General features: G+C 60.4%; 18 protein-coding genes. 9 read left to right on the forward strand and 9 right to left on the reverse strand.

Features of this window, described 5'->3' with window-relative positions; translation table 11 throughout:
- Nucleotides 1-538 precede the first annotated feature (538 nt).
- The gene (locus tag LMTR13_RS16405; RefSeq protein WP_065728767.1) at nt 539-1,234 is read left to right on the forward strand and encodes a HoxN/HupN/NixA family nickel/cobalt transporter; all 696 of its coding nucleotides are present in this window, start codon (nt 539-541) and stop codon (nt 1,232-1,234) included.
- A 61-nt stretch (nt 1,235-1,295) separates the two neighbouring features.
- Complete coding sequence (locus LMTR13_RS16410; protein ID WP_065728768.1) at nt 1,296-2,270, forward strand: Bug family tripartite tricarboxylate transporter substrate binding protein; 975 nt, start codon at nt 1,296-1,298, stop codon at nt 2,268-2,270.
- Nucleotides 2,271-2,399: 129 nt separating this feature from the next.
- Here the strand turns inward: LMTR13_RS16410 and LMTR13_RS16415 are convergent, their stop codons facing one another.
- Nucleotides 2,400-2,648: a hypothetical protein gene (locus LMTR13_RS16415; protein ID WP_065728769.1), complete on the reverse strand. Its 249-nt coding sequence runs from the start codon at nt 2,646-2,648 to the stop codon at nt 2,400-2,402.
- A 331-nt stretch (nt 2,649-2,979) separates the two neighbouring features.
- Between LMTR13_RS16415 and LMTR13_RS16420 the strand changes: the two genes are divergently transcribed.
- Complete coding sequence (locus LMTR13_RS16420) at nt 2,980-3,999, forward strand: ribonuclease Z (protein WP_065728770.1); 1,020 nt, start codon at nt 2,980-2,982, stop codon at nt 3,997-3,999.
- Nucleotides 4,000-4,079: 80 nt separating this feature from the next.
- Nucleotides 4,080-5,147 (forward strand): CapA family protein, encoded by a 1,068-nt coding sequence (locus LMTR13_RS16425; RefSeq protein ID WP_236843404.1) that lies wholly within the window; start codon nt 4,080-4,082, stop codon nt 5,145-5,147.
- 354 nt (nt 5,148-5,501) lie between these two features.
- On the opposite strand, the gene LMTR13_RS16430 is transcribed toward LMTR13_RS16425, so the two are convergent.
- The gene (locus LMTR13_RS16430; protein ID WP_065728772.1) at nt 5,502-6,575 is read right to left on the reverse strand and encodes a class I SAM-dependent methyltransferase; all 1,074 of its coding nucleotides are present in this window, start codon (nt 6,573-6,575) and stop codon (nt 5,502-5,504) included.
- Nucleotides 6,576-6,726: 151 nt separating this feature from the next.
- Here LMTR13_RS16430 and LMTR13_RS16435 point away from each other — a divergent pair, with 151 nt between their 5' ends.
- The 4 genes from LMTR13_RS16435 (at nt 6,727) to LMTR13_RS16450 (ending at nt 10,287) form a co-directional block, all read left to right on the forward strand.
- A complete protein-coding gene (locus tag LMTR13_RS16435; protein WP_065728773.1) occupies nt 6,727-7,704 on the forward strand; it encodes an AraC family transcriptional regulator in 978 nt (325 codons plus the stop codon).
- Between the two features lie 413 nt (nt 7,705-8,117).
- Nucleotides 8,118-8,561 (forward strand): Mpo1-like protein, encoded by a 444-nt coding sequence (locus LMTR13_RS16440; RefSeq protein WP_236843405.1) that lies wholly within the window; start codon nt 8,118-8,120, stop codon nt 8,559-8,561.
- A gap of 33 nt (nt 8,562-8,594) precedes the next feature.
- Nucleotides 8,595-9,647: an NAD-dependent epimerase/dehydratase family protein gene (locus LMTR13_RS16445; RefSeq protein WP_065728775.1), complete on the forward strand. Its 1,053-nt coding sequence runs from the start codon at nt 8,595-8,597 to the stop codon at nt 9,645-9,647.
- A gap of 13 nt (nt 9,648-9,660) precedes the next feature.
- Nucleotides 9,661-10,287 carry a methyltransferase family protein gene (locus LMTR13_RS16450; protein WP_065732739.1) on the forward strand — a complete coding sequence of 209 codons (627 nt, stop codon included), beginning with the start codon at nt 9,661-9,663 and terminating at the stop codon, nt 10,285-10,287.
- Nucleotides 10,288-10,300: 13 nt separating this feature from the next.
- Here the strand turns inward: LMTR13_RS16450 and LMTR13_RS16455 are convergent, their stop codons facing one another.
- Together LMTR13_RS16455 and LMTR13_RS16460 are read right to left on the reverse strand one after the other, a co-directional pair.
- Nucleotides 10,301-11,239, reverse strand: a complete 939-nt coding sequence (locus LMTR13_RS16455; protein ID WP_065728776.1) for an alpha/beta fold hydrolase — start codon at nt 11,237-11,239, stop codon at nt 10,301-10,303.
- Between the two features lie 173 nt (nt 11,240-11,412).
- Nucleotides 11,413-12,081, reverse strand: a complete 669-nt coding sequence (locus LMTR13_RS16460) for a hypothetical protein (RefSeq protein ID WP_065732740.1) — start codon at nt 12,079-12,081, stop codon at nt 11,413-11,415.
- A gap of 492 nt (nt 12,082-12,573) precedes the next feature.
- Between LMTR13_RS16460 and LMTR13_RS16465 the strand changes: the two genes are divergently transcribed.
- Nucleotides 12,574-12,798 (forward strand): hypothetical protein, encoded by a 225-nt coding sequence (locus tag LMTR13_RS16465; RefSeq protein ID WP_065728777.1) that lies wholly within the window; start codon nt 12,574-12,576, stop codon nt 12,796-12,798.
- A gap of 64 nt (nt 12,799-12,862) precedes the next feature.
- Here the strand turns inward: LMTR13_RS16465 and LMTR13_RS16470 are convergent, their stop codons facing one another.
- The 5 genes from LMTR13_RS16470 to LMTR13_RS43360 form a co-directional block, all read right to left on the reverse strand.
- The gene (locus LMTR13_RS16470) at nt 12,863-13,138 is read right to left on the reverse strand and encodes a hypothetical protein (RefSeq protein ID WP_065728778.1); all 276 of its coding nucleotides are present in this window, start codon (nt 13,136-13,138) and stop codon (nt 12,863-12,865) included.
- A 132-nt stretch (nt 13,139-13,270) separates the two neighbouring features.
- Nucleotides 13,271-14,278, reverse strand: a complete 1,008-nt coding sequence (locus LMTR13_RS16475; RefSeq protein WP_065728779.1) for a SphA family protein — start codon at nt 14,276-14,278, stop codon at nt 13,271-13,273.
- Nucleotides 14,279-14,524: 246 nt separating this feature from the next.
- Nucleotides 14,525-15,952, reverse strand: a complete 1,428-nt coding sequence (locus tag LMTR13_RS16480; RefSeq protein WP_065728780.1) for a DUF1254 domain-containing protein — start codon at nt 15,950-15,952, stop codon at nt 14,525-14,527.
- 110 nt (nt 15,953-16,062) lie between these two features.
- On the reverse strand, nt 16,063-16,731 hold the full coding sequence (locus LMTR13_RS16485) for a hypothetical protein (RefSeq protein WP_418219800.1): 669 nt from the start codon (nt 16,729-16,731) through the stop codon (nt 16,063-16,065).
- A 207-nt stretch (nt 16,732-16,938) separates the two neighbouring features.
- The gene (locus tag LMTR13_RS43360; RefSeq protein WP_083219073.1) at nt 16,939-17,304 is read right to left on the reverse strand and encodes a helix-turn-helix domain-containing protein; all 366 of its coding nucleotides are present in this window, start codon (nt 17,302-17,304) and stop codon (nt 16,939-16,941) included.
- Nucleotides 17,305-17,449 lie beyond the last annotated feature (145 nt).

Consider the following 17,449-nt stretch of genomic DNA (forward strand, 5'->3'; position numbering starts at 1 on the left):
GTTCCCTGCGCCACCGTCCCGCGCATCGAAAAGGCGGCCTACCGGGGGCGCCTTGAGTGTGCTCGATTCGGCTGGCCTTACTGGCAGATGTGCCTGCGGCCGTCATCGCCGCGGAACCAAGTGTCGGGGGTGCAGACAAAGCCATTGCGCCGGGCGTATTCGTCGCCGCCGATCGGGGCCCTGGCGGCGGCTATTGGGGCGGTCGCGATGGTTGCGGCGGTGCCGACCGTCCCGCCGACTACGCCGGCCGCGACATCGCCCGGCCAGAAGCCGCTGTCGTAGCGGTTGTAGCTGCCCCTCCAGGTGCGATCCCGATAGGCATGATCGCGACCGCCGCTCTTTGGGGGTCGATGAGGAGCCGCTCGATGAAGTCTTTACCTGACAAAGGCTTGGAAGTGGTATTTCATAGCGCAAGCGAAGCATGCCCTCAGACGCGATCCGTGGGTGGGGACCGGTTCGCGTGAAGAAAACGCGTCAATCCAAAATCGGAAGTTCACCTTTGTGCTGAGCTTCAACACGTGCAGCGAGCAGGGGGCGTATGTTCGGAATTCTGGGGCTGGGGTTTTTGCTGGGCATGCAGCATGCGCTCGAAGCCGATCATATCGCCGCCGTCTCCAGCATCGCCGCGCGCCGCAGCCATGTGGCCGATATCGTCAAGCACGGTCTGACCTGGGGGCTCGGCCATACGCTTACCTTGTTCGCCTTTGCCGGCGCCGCCATGCTGCTTGGCCGCGCGATCCCGGACGGCGTTGCCCAGCCGCTCGAGACCGTGGTCGGCCTGATGTTGGTCGGCCTTGGGGCGCACGTGCTGTGGCGGCTGTGGCGCGACCGGGTGCACTTCCATCGACACGGTCATGGCGACGGCACGGTGCATTTCCATGCCCATAGCCATGCCGGCGAAACCGCGCCGCATGCCCGCGCCGCTCACATCCACGAACATGGCTTTCGCTGGCGGACCCTGCTGGTCGGCCTGATGCACGGCATGGCGGGCTCGGCCGCGCTTCTGGTGCTCGCGGTCACGCAGGCTTCCAGCCCGGCGGTCGGGCTCGGCTATATCGCGCTGTTCGGCATAGGCTCGATGATCGGCATGGGCGCGCTGTCGACGGCGATCGCGGTGCCGCTTGCGGTCTCCGCCCGCTGGCTCACCTGGGCCAATCGCGGCTTGCAAGGGGCGGTCGGCCTTGCCACCGTCGCGATCGGCATCATGACGGTGGTCGAAACGGTGCTGGCCTGATGCGGGATCGCCTCAACGTCAGGGATTGGTGAACAATTATAAAATGTTTGGAGGAAATAGAATGAACCGCCGAGATTTTCTGGCCGGAAGCGCCGCATGTTCGCTGGCGGCGATGACAGGTAAGGCATTCGCGCAGGCTGGGCCGCTGACCAAGATCATCTTCCCGTTTGCGGCCGGCGGCGGCGGGGATGCACTTTGCCGGCTGCTGGCGCAGCACATCAGCCCATTGCTCGATCGCAACATCATCGTCGAGAACCGAACCGGCGGCGACGGGCTGATCGGCATCAAGGCGGTGAAGGGGGCCAATCCCGACGGCACGACCGTGCTCGTCACCACGGGGCCGACGATGTATCTGCTGCCGATGGTCGAGACCACGCCGAGCTTCGACGCGGCAAAGGATTTCGTTCCGGTCAGCCAGCTCGTGCGGTTCGAATTCTGTGTCTTCGTCGGCACGGCCGTGCCGGTCGAGGTCAAGGATTTCAAGCAATTCGTCGCCTGGCTGAAAGCCAATCCGGATCAGGCCACGTTCGGCGTGCCGAGCAACGGCACCATTCCGCATTTTACCGGCTCGCGGCTCGAGCAGGCGCTGGGCGTCAAGCTGACCCGTGTGGCCTATCGCGGCAGCGCGCCGATCATCAACGATCTCGTCGGCGGACACATGCCGTTCGCGATTTCCACCTTGACCGATGCCATCCCTCAGCATCGCGCGGGCAACGTCCGGATTCTTGCGGTCGGCAGCGCGCAGCGCTCGCCGTTCCTGCCCGACGCGCCGACGCTGAGAGAGAGCGGCGTCGATCTGGTGGCGGATGCCTGGTACGGCATGTGGCTGCCGGCAGGCGCCTCGCCGGACCTTGCGAAAAAGCTGAGCGAGGCGGTCGCCACCGCGCTCGCCAAGCCGGAGGTCAAGCAAAAGCTCTCGGCCATCGGCCTGATCCCGGTCGGCTCGACGCCCGAAGGCCTGACGAAGGAGCTCGCTGCCAACACCGCCTTCTGGCAGCCGATCGTGAAGGAGACGGGGTACAAGATCACGAATTAAGGCATGAAACAAAAAGCTGGATCGCGATGACAGTTCGAGGAATGTCATCGCGCTCTACGGCGGGCACCCGGCTCGCACCGACAAAAAATGGCCCCTTGAAGGGGCCATTTTCACGCGTCAGCGTCTTTTCTAGTCGTCCCAGTAGTGACGCCGGATGACGACGTCTCGGTCGCCATAATTGTAGTTGCGGTGATACCATCCGCGACGCAAGCCGCGATCGCGTTCGTAGAAGCCGAAGCGGGGACCATCGTAATAGCGGTGGCCGTAATAGTCGCGATCGCCGCCCACATAGACGCCGAATCCGCCTGCGCTTGCTGCCGTGGGCGCAGCGATGGCGACGGTCGCCAACGCAGCCAGCACGTAAAGGAATTTCCTCATTGTTCCTCTCCATTCGATGTTGCCCGAGGAAAAACGAATGCCGCCTTGGCCTGTTGCAGGGAACACCGGGAAACTTTCTTGAATGCGTGTTCACCATCATTGCACGAATGTCTATGGCACCGATTGCGGCGCGATTCGCGCGCGTCGCGTCGTAGAACGAGTGTGATGAGATTGCAGCGCCGTCGTTCGATCTAGCCGGTGCGGAGTTCAAAAGTCTGCTTAAGTTCATGGAGCATTGACCAAAATCAACCTGGTAAACGAGGAGGGGTCCTTGGCCAGTGAAGGTAGAGTGACGCACACGCCGCGTGAAAAACCGGCTGCATAGTTTGTCATGCGACCGATCTTCCATCCGAGCCTGGTCAACGGTCGCTACGGCGACCCGACGGTCTATGTGGAGACACTGTTCAAAACGCGCAGTGTGCTGTTCGATCTCGGGGAAATCGCTTCACTGTCACCGCGGAAGATACGGCGCGTCGATCAGATCTTCGTCTCGCATGCGCATATCGATCATTTCGTTGGCTTCGATCATCTGCTCCGTTTGCTCGTAGGACAGGAAAAAACTGTACGTCTTTACGGTCCGGCCGGCTTTGCCGAGCGCGTCTTTCACAAGCTTCAGGCCTATCGATGGAATCTGGTCGAGAGCTACGGCGCCGATCTTGTCTTCGTTGTCAGCGAACTCGCGACGCCGAACTCCATCTCGACCAGGCAATTCCGGTTGAAGAGGGCATTTGCCGCCGAACCGCCGGTGTCGAAGACAATTCTTGACGGCGTCCTATGCGACGAGCGGACTTGCCGCGTCTCAGCCGCCATCCTCGAGCATGGCACGCCCTGCCTCGGCTTCGCCCTGCAGGAAGCGGCCCATGTCAACATCTGGAAGAACCGACTATCCGAGCGCGGGCTTCCGGTCGGCCCGTGGTTGCAGGGGCTCAAGCAGGCGGTTGTGGAAGGCCGGCCGGACGATCATCTGATACGGATCGATGGGGCGGCAGCTTCGGATGGTCACCTCGAACCGCTCGGCAACCTGCGTGACCTCCTGACTGTCACTGCCGGCCAGAAAATTGCCTATGTTACCGATGTTGTCGATACGCCAGCCAATCGCGCTGCCATCGTGGCGCTCGTTCGGAATGCGGACATCCTCTTCATTGAGGCGGCATTCGCAGGCACAGATGCCGCCTTGGCGAGGGACCGGGGCCATCTTACAACGACGGCTGCCGGAGAAATTGCGCGGGAAGCCAATGTGCGCCGTGTCGAGCCGTTTCACTTCTCTCCGCGCTATGCGGGAGAGGAGGAGCGGATGCTGGCCGAGGTGATGACGGCGTTCGGGGATCCCGCAACTGACGCAAAAACCTGAGCGGTATTTTCATGCTCGAGGAAAGACATTTGCCGGCTGGGCATCGGAAATTGGTGCGGCTCTTTCTCTGCGGAGATGTCATGTGCGGCCGCGGCATCGACCAGGTGTTGGCGCACCCTTGCAGCCCCGAGATTTACGAACATTACATGCGATCGGCGGAGGGGTACGTGCGGCTCGCCGAGCAGGCGAACGGGCCCATTCCGCGGCAAAACGGGCCGTCCTACGTTTGGGGCGCTGCGCTGGGCCAGTTGGAGCGCATGCAGCCGGACGCACGGATCATCAATCTCGAAACGGCAGTAACCCGCAGCAACGACCGCATGAACAAGGGCATCAACTACCGCATGAGCCCCGAGAATGCAGAATGCCTCGCGGCGGCCGAGATCAACTGCTGCGTACTGGCCAACAACCATGTGCTCGATTGGGGCCGCGCCGGCTTGCTGGAGACGCTGACTACCCTGCAGAAACTCAACGTCAAGGCGACGGGCGCAGGACGCAACGAGCATGAAGCGCGCGCACCCGCGGTGCTGAATCTTGGCAAAGCGCGGCTCTTGATCTTTTCGTTTGGATCGACATCGAGCGGCATCCCGCTCGAATGGGCTGCGACATCAGACGCTCCAGGCGTCAACTTGCTGCCTGACTTGTCCGAGGCGAGTGCGTCTGATGTCGCCGACCAGGTCATGGCGCTCAGGAGGCCGGGCGATCTCGTCGTCGTTTCAATCCATTGGGGATCCAATTGGGGATATCACATTCCCCCCGAGCAGAAAGTGCTGGCCCGGGCCCTCATCGACAAGGCAGGCGTGTCGATCGTTCACGGGCATTCTTCGCATCATCCGCGAGCGATCGAAATTTATCGAGACCGCCTCATTCTCTATGGCTGCGGTGATTTCCTGAATGACTATGAAGGCATCAGTGGTTACGAGCGCTACCGTGATGACCTTGCCTTGATGTATTTCGCCGACCTGGATCCGGCCAGCGGAAGCCTCCATGCGCTCAAACTGGTTCCCCTGCAGATCAAGAACTTTCGTCTCTCTATTCCAGCGCGGCAGGACATCGAATGGATCCAGCAGACGCTGGATGGGAGATGTCAGCAGTTCGGAACGAGGGTCATTCCTGATTCCGAACGGCAGCTTGTCGTTATCGGGGCGTAGGGCAGGGACCTAACTAATTCTGGTCACGCCGGCTTTCGGCGCGACGCGGACCATCTGCGAACGCTGACGTCTGCGCCCTTCTTGAGGCTTCAATCCGATCTTCTCACTGATCGCGCCGGGCCAGATGCAGTAGATATCGCGGCCTGCATCGCGGCGCGATGTTTTGCGCGTCGACGACGTATGGCGCGCGCTACCGCAGCGAGGAAAGCAGCGACCCAATGATCGAGGATCCAGCCGGCCTGGTAGACCTCCCGATTGCCTTGTTTTGCCTCTAACGCCTGCGTCATGATTGGGCACCCTTGCCACCGGAGAGCAGTGCTCCCGGTGGCGTAAGAAGCAACAATATGGTCGGCTTTATCGCCGCGCTTCGAGCACGATGTTGAAGGGCGTCTCGGCTGCGATCCGGACACGGCTAAATCCGGCTTCGCGCAGCACCGCCTCCAGCCGGGCCGGTCCAGCCTGCCCGCCGAGGGCGAGCCCTACCTCCTGAGCCAGGGAAACCGGCGTGCAGATCATGGTGGAGCCGGCATAATAGAGCCGGCCGACCGGATTGATATTGTCCTCCAGCCTATCTCCAGCAAGCGGCTCCACGGCCATGAACGTGCCGTCGGGGGCGAGAGCCTGCAGGATGCGGCTCGCCGCGCCGACGGGATCACCAAGGTCGTGCAGCGCGTCGAAGCAACAGATCAGGTCGAAATTGCCGCCAACAAAATTCTTGGCCGTGGCGACATCAAATTCCGTCCTGGCTGCTACGCCGTCGCGTTTCGCGGCGTCGCGGGCGCAGGCGATGGAATCCTCGTGGTTGTCGACACCGAGAAATCTCGATTGTTCGAAAGCTTTCGCCATCAGAATGGTCGAGATGCCATGGCCGCAGCCGATATCCGCGACCCGCGCGCCGCGCTCGAGCTTTTCGACCACGCCGTCCAATGCGGGAAGCCATTCCTGCACCAGATGGGCCTTGTAGCTCACGCCGAAGAAGCGCGCCATTCCGCTGAACAGGCAGTTGCATCGCCCGTGATAACCGGCGGCACCGCCGTTGCGGAACGCTCTGCTCACCTTGGGCTGGTCAACCATCACCGCCTGGCAAACCTCGAACGAGCCCAGCATATAGACGGGGCTGTCAGGATTGCCGAACACCATGGCCTGTTCGGGATTCATGGAGAAGCGCTTGGTCGTTGCGTCATAGTCCAGATAACCGGCGGCGGCGTGGGCGCTGAGCCATTCGCGCACCAGGCGCTCGACTGTTGCGGTCCGGCGCGCCAGTTCTTCCGGCGTCACCGGTCCCGACGCAGCGAGTGCGCTGTACAGTCCGAGTTCGTCACCAATGCGCACCAGCGGTGCGATCATGGCGGCGCCGAGATCGTCCAATATCCGCGTAACAAATACTTCCAGCTTCTGCTCGTTTAATTCTCTGACCAATATGTTCATTGCTGCCTCCTTTGGCGCGGATGGGACATAGGTCCTCGCGGGGGTGCGGCAAATGACCAGACTGCCGGATGGCTTGACTGAGCGTCTGAATCCTTCCTATTTTTGCCGTTCGTCCGAGAAGCGTGACCGATCGTCCGATTGGAGTGCGACTATGGGGGCGGATGCCCTGTCCGATGTGTTGCGCGCCGTACGACTTTGCAGTGCGATGTTCTTCCATCTCGACGTCCGCGCACCATGGGTGGCCGCGGCGCCGGCATCGTCCGCCTGCGCTTCAGCCGTGTTGCCGGGGGCGCAGCACGTGATCGAGTATCACGTCGTTGTCGATGGTTGTTGCTGGGGCGGGCTGATCGATCAGCCATCCGTACGGCTCGACGCGGGTGACATCATCGCGTTTCCGCAAGGTGCAGCGCATGTGCTTTCCAGTGCGCCGGGCATGCAGGCGGTCCCTGACCTGAGTTACTATCATCGGCCGGTGGTCGATCAGCTTCCCCACAAGATCCGCCTCGGTGACAACGGACCCGCCGATGCGCGCATCCTGTGCGGATTTCTCGGCTGCGACGCGCGTCCTTTCAATCCACTCCTGGAGTCGTTGCCTGCCGTCCTTCATCTGCGCGGAAGTTCGTATCGGGAGAATTCGGGACTTGGTTACCTGATCAATGCCGCACGGGTTGAATCGGAGGGGCGCCGGACCGGCGGGGAGGGCGTGCTGGCCCGGCTGGGCGAACTGCTCTTTGTCGAAGCGATCAGATGCCATATCGAAGCGCTTGGCCCCGAACAGACCGGCTGGTTTGCCGGCTTGGCCGATCGACACGTCGGTCAAGCGCTTAATCTCTTGCACGGCGAGCCAGCGGCGGATTGGACATTGGATGAGCTCGCGAAGACCGTGGGACTGTCGCGATCGACATTCGCGCAACGGTTCACCCACCTGATCGGGCAACCGCCGATGCAGTATCTGACGCGCTGGCGCATGCAACTCGCTGCCGGTCTGCTCGCATCTGGAAGCGATCCGATCGCACGCGTGGCAGAGGCAGTCGGCTACGATTCCGAAGCCGCCTTCAATCGTGCGTTTCGCAGAACCGTAGGGACGCCGCCTGCCGCCTGGCGGCAGACTCAGGTGTCGCCGGAGTAGGCGCGCGATTGCGCGGGCGCTTAGCGTCGTGGGGTAAAGGGCTCACGAAACGATCGTGACAGGTTGGCTTAACGGCAACACCTGCGGGGAAAATTATCGCTACGCGCGGCGGTTCCCAAGACCTGCACGATGCTAATCGTCTGAATTACTGCATGATTTGTCAACGTTGGCAGCCTGATCGAGGGAGTGTCAAACGTGTCGCGTCCGCGTTTTGACTTGATGATGATTTCCTAGTTTAACTACCATTCTGTCTCTGATGGAAGTTAGGGCATCGAAGCAGGTGCAGCCGGGTTGTGGTTGGCTCGTCTGGCCGCGTCTGCCGACAGCAGGGGGATAAGCACCGCATGAGTTCATATTTTCGGCGGCAGCTTGCGGATTACGTTGAATATCATCGTGACCCCTGGAACTGCGCAATGCATGTGTTCGGCATCGTGTTCTTGTTCCTGGCCGCTATCCTTCCGCTCAGCTTGTGGTCCATCACCATATTCGGGTTCCAAACCAGCGCGGCGGCCATCGCTGTCATACCGGTGCTCATCTACTGGTTCCTGCTCGACTTCGCGCTTGGCGCCGCAATCCTTGGGGCCGCAATCGTGTTGCTCTCAGCCGCCGCCGCGATCGTTGGTCACACGACGACTGCCGGCATGTGGTCACTTACGGCCATCCTCATTGTTGTCGGCGTCGCATCGCAGGTCGTTGGGCACCGCGTGTTCGAGCGACGGCAGCCGGCGCTGGTCGACAATCCTAGTCACCTGTTGCTGGGCCCAATGTTCGTCATGGCAAAGCTGTTTATCGCGCTGGGCTTTCGGCGCGATCTCGCCATCATCATCCAAGTGCATCCGCAAGGCGCTGCATCTTGATCTCGAATAGTTCAGCTCGAGTGCACCCGTAGCATGACGCGCATACTGGTCACAGGCGGCAATGGATTCATCGGAAAGCACCTCGTCTCGGCGCTGATTGCGCGAGGTCGGCAGGTGAGGGTGCTCGATCTTCAGCCATCCCCTCGCGCCTTGCAGCAGGTTCAGTATGTCAGGGGATCGGTACTTGATCGCGACCTGGTTGACCGCGCGATGGACGGGGTCGACGAGGTCTACCACCTGGCCGGCCTGCCGGGGATGTGGCTGCCGCGGAAGGCCGATTTTCACACCGTCAATTTCGGCGGCACCGAGATCGTGATTGAGACGGCGCGCAAGCGCGGCATAAAGCGCTTCCTGCACTGCTCGACGGAATCCATTCTGTTCCGTGCCTCGCCATCGACGGTTCCTGTCGCTGACGATGCGCTCCTGCCGGACGACATGCCGGGTCCATATACGCGCTCGAAAATGCTCGCCGACCGGTTCGCTATGCAGGCGGCCGCGTCCGGATACCCGGTGGTTGTCGGCTGTCCTACCATGCCCGTTGGGCCTTATGACCACAACGTTACCCCGCCGACGGCGATGCTCCGGTATTTTCTCAGCCGACGTCTTCAATTGCACCTTGATTTTGTCGTGAACCTCGTCGACGTGCGCGACGCCGCCGAAGGGCTGATCCTTGCCATGGAGCGCGGACACGCTGGACATCGCTACGTTCTCGGTGGCGAAAGCATGCCGCTAAGACGGGTTCTCGAACTCATGGCTGATGTCAGCGGCCGTCGCATCCGGTGCATTCAAGTGAACGGCAAGATCGCCGAAATGGTCACTGCAACGCTGGAGTTCATCGCCGATCATGTGACGCGCCGGCCTCCGTCCGGTACGGCCGAAGGCGTTCGTATCGCATTGCGGGCGGGGGCGTTGTCGATCGAAAAAGCCCAACGAGAGTTGGGCTATGCGCCGGGTTCCGTCGAACCCGTATTGCGTGAAACCATTGCGCATCTGCTTGATGTCGGCCACAACCAGCCTGAATGGGACTCGACGCCGAGCACTCGTTTCACGTCGAGCGCCTGTTCGGCGGTTGATCCAATCGCTTAAGATGGTCCGCGATATGCCGAACGATCCTGGTCAATGGCTTGCCTTCGCCTTGAGTGGCTGGACCACTGCCTGGCCCACGCAGTTGCTCGCCATCATCTGGATTTTGTGGGTTATTAGCTGGGTTTTGGCGTCGTTCTGGTCCGGTCAAACGAAGAAACACGTGATGACCTGGGACTCGCTCAAATACCGTCTCCCGATTCTCGCAGGGGCCATTCTTTTCCTGCCATTGACTGGCAAGGTCCTGGGGGAACAGCCGCTCTGGCAGTTTGGCAGCCTTGGCGTCTACGTGCTGGCGTGCCTTGTCCTTGCGGGGATCTCATTCACATGGTGGGGGAGAATTCATCTCGGACGGTTCTGGTCGAACGCGATCACGCACAAGGAAGGCCATCAGGTCATTGACACCGGCCCCTACGGGATGGTGCGCCACCCGATCTATACCGGGCTTATCGCCGGGATGCTGGTGACGGGTATAGCGGTCGGAACGGTGACCGCGATGCTGGGGGCGGCGCTGATCTCACTCGGGATGGGGTTGAAGGCCCGCATGGAGGAGGGCTTCCTCACGGCGGAACTCGGTGCGGATGCCTACGGATCGTATTGCCGTCGCGTCCCGATGCTGATTCCGTTCCTGCCGCGCACCTGACGTTGCTCTGCACCTACCGTCTCCGTCGCGACGCCGCCGATGTTGCGACAGGCGGAGCAAGACGGCGCGGAACCAGGACGCGTTGGCCAACTGACAGCGGTGCACTGTCGGAATACTGATTGGCCTGGGTAAGTGACCACAGCGGTACATGGTTCAGTGCCGCAAGCCTCTGCAAGGTATCGCCCGAACGGGCGAGTTGCTGCGTGCCGCTGTCCCACAGCTCCAGCGGGGCATCGGAAGGAACGACGTAGCGCAGCGGCACCGCCTCTCCCTTGGCCGGCAAAGCCGTCGTCGCAAGTTGGGCAATTGCCGTCACCAGTTGCTCGTGGATGGAATCCATCTTGTCGATGTTGATGTGGGTGACTTCCCCGTGCTGCTTCAAATCGAAGCTCGCGTAGTGACCCTGGTAACCCTGCTCCGCCACCACATCGCCGCCGCCCAATATGCTGTCGGACAGGAAAATGTTGATGTAACGCTCGACGTTCAGCGGCACCTTCGGGCTTGCCTGAGCCGGATCAATGGTGACCACCAGGCTTACCTGTATGTTTTCGGACTTCAGTATCCCGGCGAACGTCAAGGCGCACAGTCCGCCCATCGAATGACCGATCAGGACGATCGGAGCAGGATCGTCCCGGAAATCGCGGATCGCCTGATCCGCAATCAGCCGGCAAATCGTGAATTCGTAGACGTCAGCCCGGATACCGGCTTCCTGGAGACGGTTGGTCAGGCGGTCCATCCCGCGCGAAAAGATCGGGCCGAGCGCGCCGCGGAACAAATAGACGCGCGCCTGCGGCTGGGTCGCGGCTGGCGGCGTGTCGGGAGCGACGGCTGCGACAGCATTGGTGGTGCGTGCGACCGGACCGGCGACCGCCGGATTGCAAACGGCCGACAAGATGCAGACGGAAAGGGCTGCGCGGATCACCACGGCTGCAACCAGCGTCGGACTTCTCATGTATATTCCGCTCGCGATTTAGGCGTAAAGGCGCACCGGACCATGAATGCCGGCGGGCCACGCCACCCGGCGCCCTGCGGGTGATCTATCGTCGAGGAATTGGCAGAATTTGCGGCGCTCGTCGCTTGGCGCAGCCACCTGAACCGAGCGAACCGAGCTACTGAACCGGACTACTAACGTACCGCCGCGGCGCTTGCCGTGCCTGATCTCGTCGCGTTTGCCGCTTCGGGCTGCCGCGGTCTCTGCGCCCCCGGAGCTGGTACAGATCGGCCGAAGACGACAGCGTCGATCTCGCTTATCACCTTCCGCTGCATGATCTGGTTCTTTTCGATGGACATGTGCCCGACGCCGGGCACGTTCTGCACGTTCACATTCTCGAGCTTGCCTTGGAATCGGCCGGTTTTCGCAACCGGCGTGCCGGCGCCGTTGGCGATATAGAAGTTTATATAGCGTCCCACGCGTCCCGAGAGGCTGGTGCGAAACACCGAATCCAGGCCGATCGCGAGCTTCACGGGAACGCCAAGCTGACTCAGCTTGGCGACCATATCGGGCAGCGCGGTCGCGCCCGAGGAATGCCCGACCAGAATGATGGTCTTGATCCTGCCACTATTGTATCCGGCGGCGGCTTCGTCGGCCAGCGACGACCAGGAGGCAAAGTTCGCGACAGTGACCGGGATGCCCTGCGCCCGCAGTTGTGCCGCAATGTCATCGAGCCCCAGAGAGAAAATATTGAGCACGCCGCGGAGCAGATAGACATGGGCAGTCGAAGCTGCCGACGCGGAACTCCTCGCCTGTGCGGGGCTTGCGCCGATCGCCAGGAGCAGCAAGACCGCGATCGCCATCGCATGCAGTCGACGCCACGATGCTTGGCCGAGAATGGAGGACCAGCGGTCAAATCCGGTGTCGCCGCGATATGGCTTCATTGCGCTCCTCGAAGGGCTGCGAAGTGCTTCGCCGGGCGACCGTAGCGTCCGCGCGCGGAACTGCAATAAATGTGGTGCGAGCGGCCGCAATTTACCGACACGACGTGTCTCCGCCGCAACACCGAGTTCCAGACCTTCAATGATTTTCGCGACGTGCCGAAGGCAGAAAGCTGTCGGCGCGTGCGAGGCCGGCCAAGGCTGCGAACTTCTGGTCGTTCGCGGTCAAAGGGCCGCTCTTTCATTCAATGGCGACCGGCAGGCGTCTTGTCGAGTGGTGTGCACGCGATGGTGCGGTCGCGGTACCGAAGCGCAACAGACGACCACAATCAGATGTCAAAAGCAGAATTGAAATGAGGGAACTCACCAGACTCAGGTTAGATTCCCGTAGCTGGAATTTGGCAGGGGGCACCAATGCCATACTTCAATTTTGATCTCGTCATCGGCGCGGAGTTCAAAAACCAGGGCGGCATGTATCTCGAAAACACGGAAAACGCGATCGACAAAGCTGAAAGCCTCGCGAGCGAGCTTTGCATCGTTCGTCCCGAGCTGTGTTCCTCGGGATGTGCCGTGCGTGTCACCGACGGAGACAGTAACGAGCTCTACCGTACTCCGGTCGAACTTATCGGCCGCGGGTGAAATCGTCCCGTCGCGTACGGTGAGCGTCGTAAGCCCACGAGATCGAGTCGGTCTGAAATGTAGCTTACTGCAAGGGCAGTAGCTGAGTTGGTGGCGATTTCTTGCCGAGGGGGCAGTTCGTTCGGTCCTTGAGGGAATGAATCTGAGCTGCAGATTCGTTGGAATGGTTCGGATCAGATGCCGATGACTCGGCCGCACTCATACGCTCGGCCACGTCGGCATTCGATGACGATTCCACGTAACTAACAACGACGAACGTAAGGGCGAACAGGGTGAAAAGCCCGACCACCACTATGGTGCCCATTCCCTGCCAATCGATTTGGCTATTGAATAATGGCATGGCTCGTCTCCCGAAGCCGGGTTTGCGACGGCCTTAAATCAACTCGCGATTCTCAACTGTGAACTGCCTCACGTCTCACGCTCACTTGATGCCGAGACGGAATGCCGGACGTCCAGGTCGATCGCTTCCCTGCTATTTCGTCGCTACCCGTCGGGTTGGCGTCACAGTGCTGGTGGGCGCCATCGGCGAGATCGAAAACGTCAACCACGTATTCCAACCAGCCGGGCGATTCTCTGCGGCAAATTCGCCATAGCCCTTCAGATTCAGATAGCCCTGCATATCGCCCACGGGAAACAGAAAGCCGATCTGAGGACCGACGCTGAATACCCGGGACCGGAAGCCTCCCAGGATGGGATGCGCGCCGAAATCGTCCGTGATCTGCTGATACGCATAACCCACCAGGCCAACGAAAAGCTGCTTGGACAGAAACTGAGAGGCCCCCCAATCCAGGTGGAAGTCTATGCCGTTCTGGTACTGCGTATCCTGATTCTTGAAATTGTAGGTGAAGCCCGCGACAGCCGAAAACTCATGACCGGCTTGCGGATTGAAGTAGGTGTAGCCGCCGCCGGCGTCGATAGCGGCGTGACCGATGCCGAGATTGGCGAGGCGCCTCGAATCGTAAGCTCCTGTCGGAATATCTCCCGTCACGTAGGTCATGAAATTGTGCACGCCGGCGTTCCATTTGAGCGTTGCCTGCGGGTAGAGGTCGCCAACCGAGGTGATCGAATCGCCAAAACTGCCCATGCGCGTTATCGCCAGCGGGCCGATTGCCGCCGTCAGCGTTCCGTCAAGATTCGCACTCGAGCGCCCGAACAGGCCGGTTACGCCAATGGCGAGTTGTCCGCCGAGCACCGGCGTTGCAAACGTGTAGGTGGGATTGAGCAGCACGAGATCGGCGTGCGCATTCAGATGAAGGTTCAGGTCGACGTTCACCGTGGCGGGGATTCTGCCGACGTGGATTTCCCTGGCAGCCGCTGCATTGCCGAACGCACTTACGCTGGTGTGATAATAGACTTCTGCCATCGACCAGCCGGGAACCTGAGGGGTCGCTGCGAGGCTGCCGAAGCGGCCGGGCAGCCAATATGAAACTCCGCCTTCATCGGCGTAGACTGTTGCAGACGAGATTGACGTCATCGCCATCGCAATGGCGATGACTGAACTTCTGAACGGGAGACGGATTCCGGGTTTTGATATACTTCGTCTATTGGGCCTTCCCTCTGTCCGACGACCAACAAGGCACATCACACCCCTCCCTATGTTTTGAGCCTGTCGCGCAACGATTCGTGGTGCCCGCCTGATCGTGCTGTTCGCGGCGGCACAGCGCAAGCGCCAACGCGCCTAGGCTCATGCCGGCCCCCGCCCAAGGCCGGCATGAGACTCAAGCTCTCAAACGACCTTCTTGGCGGCGGGAACCGTCCATGTGCCGTTGATGATCGACGGATCCGTTTCCTGCGGCCAATACATGCGCAGCATCAGGATGAAATCTCCCGCAGGCGCGGGAAGCCAGTTTGATTCCTTGTCTTTGCCCGGGGAGTCCTTCTGAATGTAGAGGTCGGTTGAGCCGTCTGGATTTTCTTTCAGGTCTTGCCGCGCGCTGATCGAGTACCGGTTGAGCGGATTGTTCACGAAGAAGTAGCCGCTGTCGTACATGGTGAGCGACCAAAATCCCTCCACGGGAGGCAGGTGGCCTTTTGGAAACCGCATGACATACTTGTGTGCACCATTGTACTTGTGGCCCTCTGCATCTTTTTGCGAGGTCGGGTAGACCGCATCCTGCGGACGGTTGGCGCCGAGGCCGATGGCGGTTACGAGGGCCCGCATCAGATAGTCGGTACCGTAGATGCCGGTTTTTGTCGTGAAGGCAAAGCCGTTCTCGTCCTTGATCGCCTTGTTGATCTTGAACTGGAGCATGATCCTGTCGAACGACAGTTCCGGCACGCGCTTCAGGAAGTCCGCCTTAAGCTTGCTTTCATCAAAATCCTGCCCGGGAACGATGCCTAAGCGGGCGAATTTGGCAAGCTGGGACGCGTCTGCAGCGTATGGCGGATTGGTCTTCATGAGCTCACACAGCAGCTTGAAATACGACACCGCGTCCATGCGGTTCACCTGCTCGCGAACAGCCGTCTTCATGTCGATCGAGGGATCGACTTTACCCGCAGGCGGGGTGTACGGCTTGCCGTAGGAGCTGAGCGGAACGAGCTTGCACTCGTCCTGCAGCTTGTGCACGGCTGCATAATCTTCCGGCGTGCCGGTGCAGTAAATGCGACCGAGCAGCCAGACGATGTTGGTGGCCGATTTATACTCCTTTACGCCATCCGGCAGTTTGCCTTTCCAACCGGGTCCGGTGATTGCGTAGGTCTGTGCGCCGGTGCCGGTGGTGCGCTTGCCTGGGACCTGGAACACCGTCGTCCAGCCATCCAGCATTGGCATCAAGAAGTAGCGCCCCTTCATGTCCGGGATGCTGAGGACCCACGGTTCTTTCCCGACATCGAAAAAGGAAGTCGTGTAGAGAGTGTCCGCGTTCGGCGCCGTGACATCCCTGAACGAGGCGTCGGGATATTGGCGCAGCTTGATGATGTGGCCCATCGGGCCTCGCGTGCCAACGGGTTCGGCGACGTTGGTGATGATCCGGCGGGTCATCTCCATCGTCACCAACGGATAGCCAAATATGTAGGCGTCGCTCGCGAGCCAGAAATCCTCCAGGCCCTGACCCACTCCAAAAAAAGAATCCTGGGCAAGTGCAGATCGTGTTGCCGCGGCTCCTGCCAGCAGCCCCATTCCACCAAATGCAAGGGATCGACGGGTTATTTCCATTGTTGTCTCCATTGTGCCCTTATTGAAACGAATTCAAACGATTGTCGGGGAGGGCTGATGCTGACCAGAGGGAAAACCACTTCCACTGACCTGGCGCTGATCTGCGCTGCTCAATAGCAAGGTGGATAAGGATAGTATCCACATCGAGGTGCGTATGGGGAGGCGGTCGCGGCGCCAGCAACGGCGGCCGCGCCCGCGAAGGCAGCGCCGCGGTAGTAAGCGCCTCGCCAAGCCGTCCGGCGGGCGACGCCGGCAAAGGACATCGGCGTAAACGGTCGACCAATGATGTCGATAAAGATCGATGCCGGTCCATCAGCTCCCGCAAGGTCTCCTTCGAGCACATCGACGTCGAAAGTCAGCTTGTCGCCTTCAAGCTTCGGCGATTTGAGCACAACAACTGCGTCGGCCACCGATGATCCGTCCTTCTTGAACCCGGAAACTGTTGCGTTTGGAGGATCCTTCGCAAAATTGTCGCTGCCGTTGCCCCAATCCTCAACAATTCGCGCTGTGAGATCGTGACCGGCCGCGCGAACGGGCCGATCGGCAAATACGATCGCATTCGGCGAAACGCCGGTCAGCACAAGCCTGCCGTCTTTCAAGCTTGCGCCGCGCGAATTGAGGACGAAGAGGGAAGGGACGACTTCCGGCTTTGCCTGGCCTATGGATTTCTCAAGCGGCATGTGCGGCTTATGCTCGGATGCGGATTGAGCAAAAAGGTCTTGGGGGAAGGCTACCAATCCGGAGGCGCAAACTGCGATCAGAACAGCACGAAGTATCATGGAGATTCTCCTCGGAAAGCGGATAGTTTTCTTATTCGGCGGACCCGCTGGCTTTCCCAAACGGGCCCGCGCATGGTGTGCGCTTCGTCGACAAACAGTGGCTCCTTGGGAGCCTCGGAAATTAATTTCAGCAAGCAGCTTCGCTAAACATTTTGCGCCATTCAGATCGCGCGTCTTGCCATTTCGCGCCAATCGTTCGGAAATAGTTCAACGATGTGATGGCGCCTGCCGATGCTTACGAGAAAGTTGCTGCCGTCTGTAAACAACGGGTTGAACTTTCATCAAACGCACGAAAGTGCGGCTGAAGCTGCTGGCGTTGGTATAACCGAGGAATTTAGCGATATCCGACAGGCGCTCGCTTGAATTCACGAGCAAACGGCAAGCCATGTCCAGTCGGACCTGCGCGAGCATTTCGCTGTGACTTGTACCCATTCGACCGAGATGACGCTGCAAGGTGCGCACGCTGATCTTAAGTGCGCGAGCCGTACTATCGAGGGTTGCGTCACCGTGTCGCAGCGACGCGACAATCGCCGCTCGGACCGCTTGGAGTGAAGGCAAACGGACAACTCTCATCGGTTGGTGAGGCGTGAAGCCTGTGCTCCCTCCAGAAAAGCAGTCGATTCTGTGAGGCTAGAGGCGTTTCGGGGGCTAGTCTGGCCATCCGCTGCCAAAATTTTCGAAGGAAATTGGTCGGGTGTCTTACACCCATGCGCACGAC

The sequence above is a fragment of the Bradyrhizobium icense genome (assembly GCF_001693385.1).
GTDB classification, from domain to species: domain Bacteria; phylum Pseudomonadota; class Alphaproteobacteria; order Rhizobiales; family Xanthobacteraceae; genus Bradyrhizobium; species Bradyrhizobium icense.

Bases quoted from the DNA above. Each gene is read 5' to 3' on its own strand.
- LMTR13_RS16405 (WP_065728767.1), top strand. From the start codon at position 539: ATGTTCGGAATTCTGGGGCTGGGGTTTTTGCTGGGCATGCAGCATGCG.
- LMTR13_RS16410 (WP_065728768.1), top strand. From the start codon at position 1,296: ATGAACCGCCGAGATTTTCTGGCCGGAAGCGCCGCATGTTCGCTGGCG.
- LMTR13_RS16415 (WP_065728769.1), bottom strand. From the start codon at position 2,648: ATGAGGAAATTCCTTTACGTGCTGGCTGCGTTGGCGACCGTCGCCATC.
- LMTR13_RS16420 (WP_065728770.1), top strand. From the start codon at position 2,980: ATGCGACCGATCTTCCATCCGAGCCTGGTCAACGGTCGCTACGGCGAC.
- LMTR13_RS16425 (WP_236843404.1), top strand. From the start codon at position 4,080: ATGTGCGGCCGCGGCATCGACCAGGTGTTGGCGCACCCTTGCAGCCCC.
- LMTR13_RS16430 (WP_065728772.1), bottom strand. From the start codon at position 6,575: ATGAACATATTGGTCAGAGAATTAAACGAGCAGAAGCTGGAAGTATTT.
- LMTR13_RS16435 (WP_065728773.1), top strand. From the start codon at position 6,727: ATGGGGGCGGATGCCCTGTCCGATGTGTTGCGCGCCGTACGACTTTGC.
- LMTR13_RS16440 (WP_236843405.1), top strand. From the start codon at position 8,118: ATGCATGTGTTCGGCATCGTGTTCTTGTTCCTGGCCGCTATCCTTCCG.
- LMTR13_RS16445 (WP_065728775.1), top strand. From the start codon at position 8,595: ATGACGCGCATACTGGTCACAGGCGGCAATGGATTCATCGGAAAGCAC.
- LMTR13_RS16450 (WP_065732739.1), top strand. From the start codon at position 9,661: ATGCCGAACGATCCTGGTCAATGGCTTGCCTTCGCCTTGAGTGGCTGG.
- LMTR13_RS16455 (WP_065728776.1), bottom strand. From the start codon at position 11,239: ATGAGAAGTCCGACGCTGGTTGCAGCCGTGGTGATCCGCGCAGCCCTT.
- LMTR13_RS16460 (WP_065732740.1), bottom strand. From the start codon at position 12,081: ATGGCGATCGCGGTCTTGCTGCTCCTGGCGATCGGCGCAAGCCCCGCA.
- LMTR13_RS16465 (WP_065728777.1), top strand. From the start codon at position 12,574: ATGCCATACTTCAATTTTGATCTCGTCATCGGCGCGGAGTTCAAAAAC.
- LMTR13_RS16470 (WP_065728778.1), bottom strand. From the start codon at position 13,138: ATGCCATTATTCAATAGCCAAATCGATTGGCAGGGAATGGGCACCATA.
- LMTR13_RS16475 (WP_065728779.1), bottom strand. From the start codon at position 14,278: ATGGCGATGACGTCAATCTCGTCTGCAACAGTCTACGCCGATGAAGGC.
- LMTR13_RS16480 (WP_065728780.1), bottom strand. From the start codon at position 15,952: ATGGAAATAACCCGTCGATCCCTTGCATTTGGTGGAATGGGGCTGCTG.
- LMTR13_RS16485 (WP_418219800.1), bottom strand. From the start codon at position 16,731: ATGATACTTCGTGCTGTTCTGATCGCAGTTTGCGCCTCCGGATTGGTA.
- LMTR13_RS43360 (WP_083219073.1), bottom strand. From the start codon at position 17,304: ATGAGAGTTGTCCGTTTGCCTTCACTCCAAGCGGTCCGAGCGGCGATT.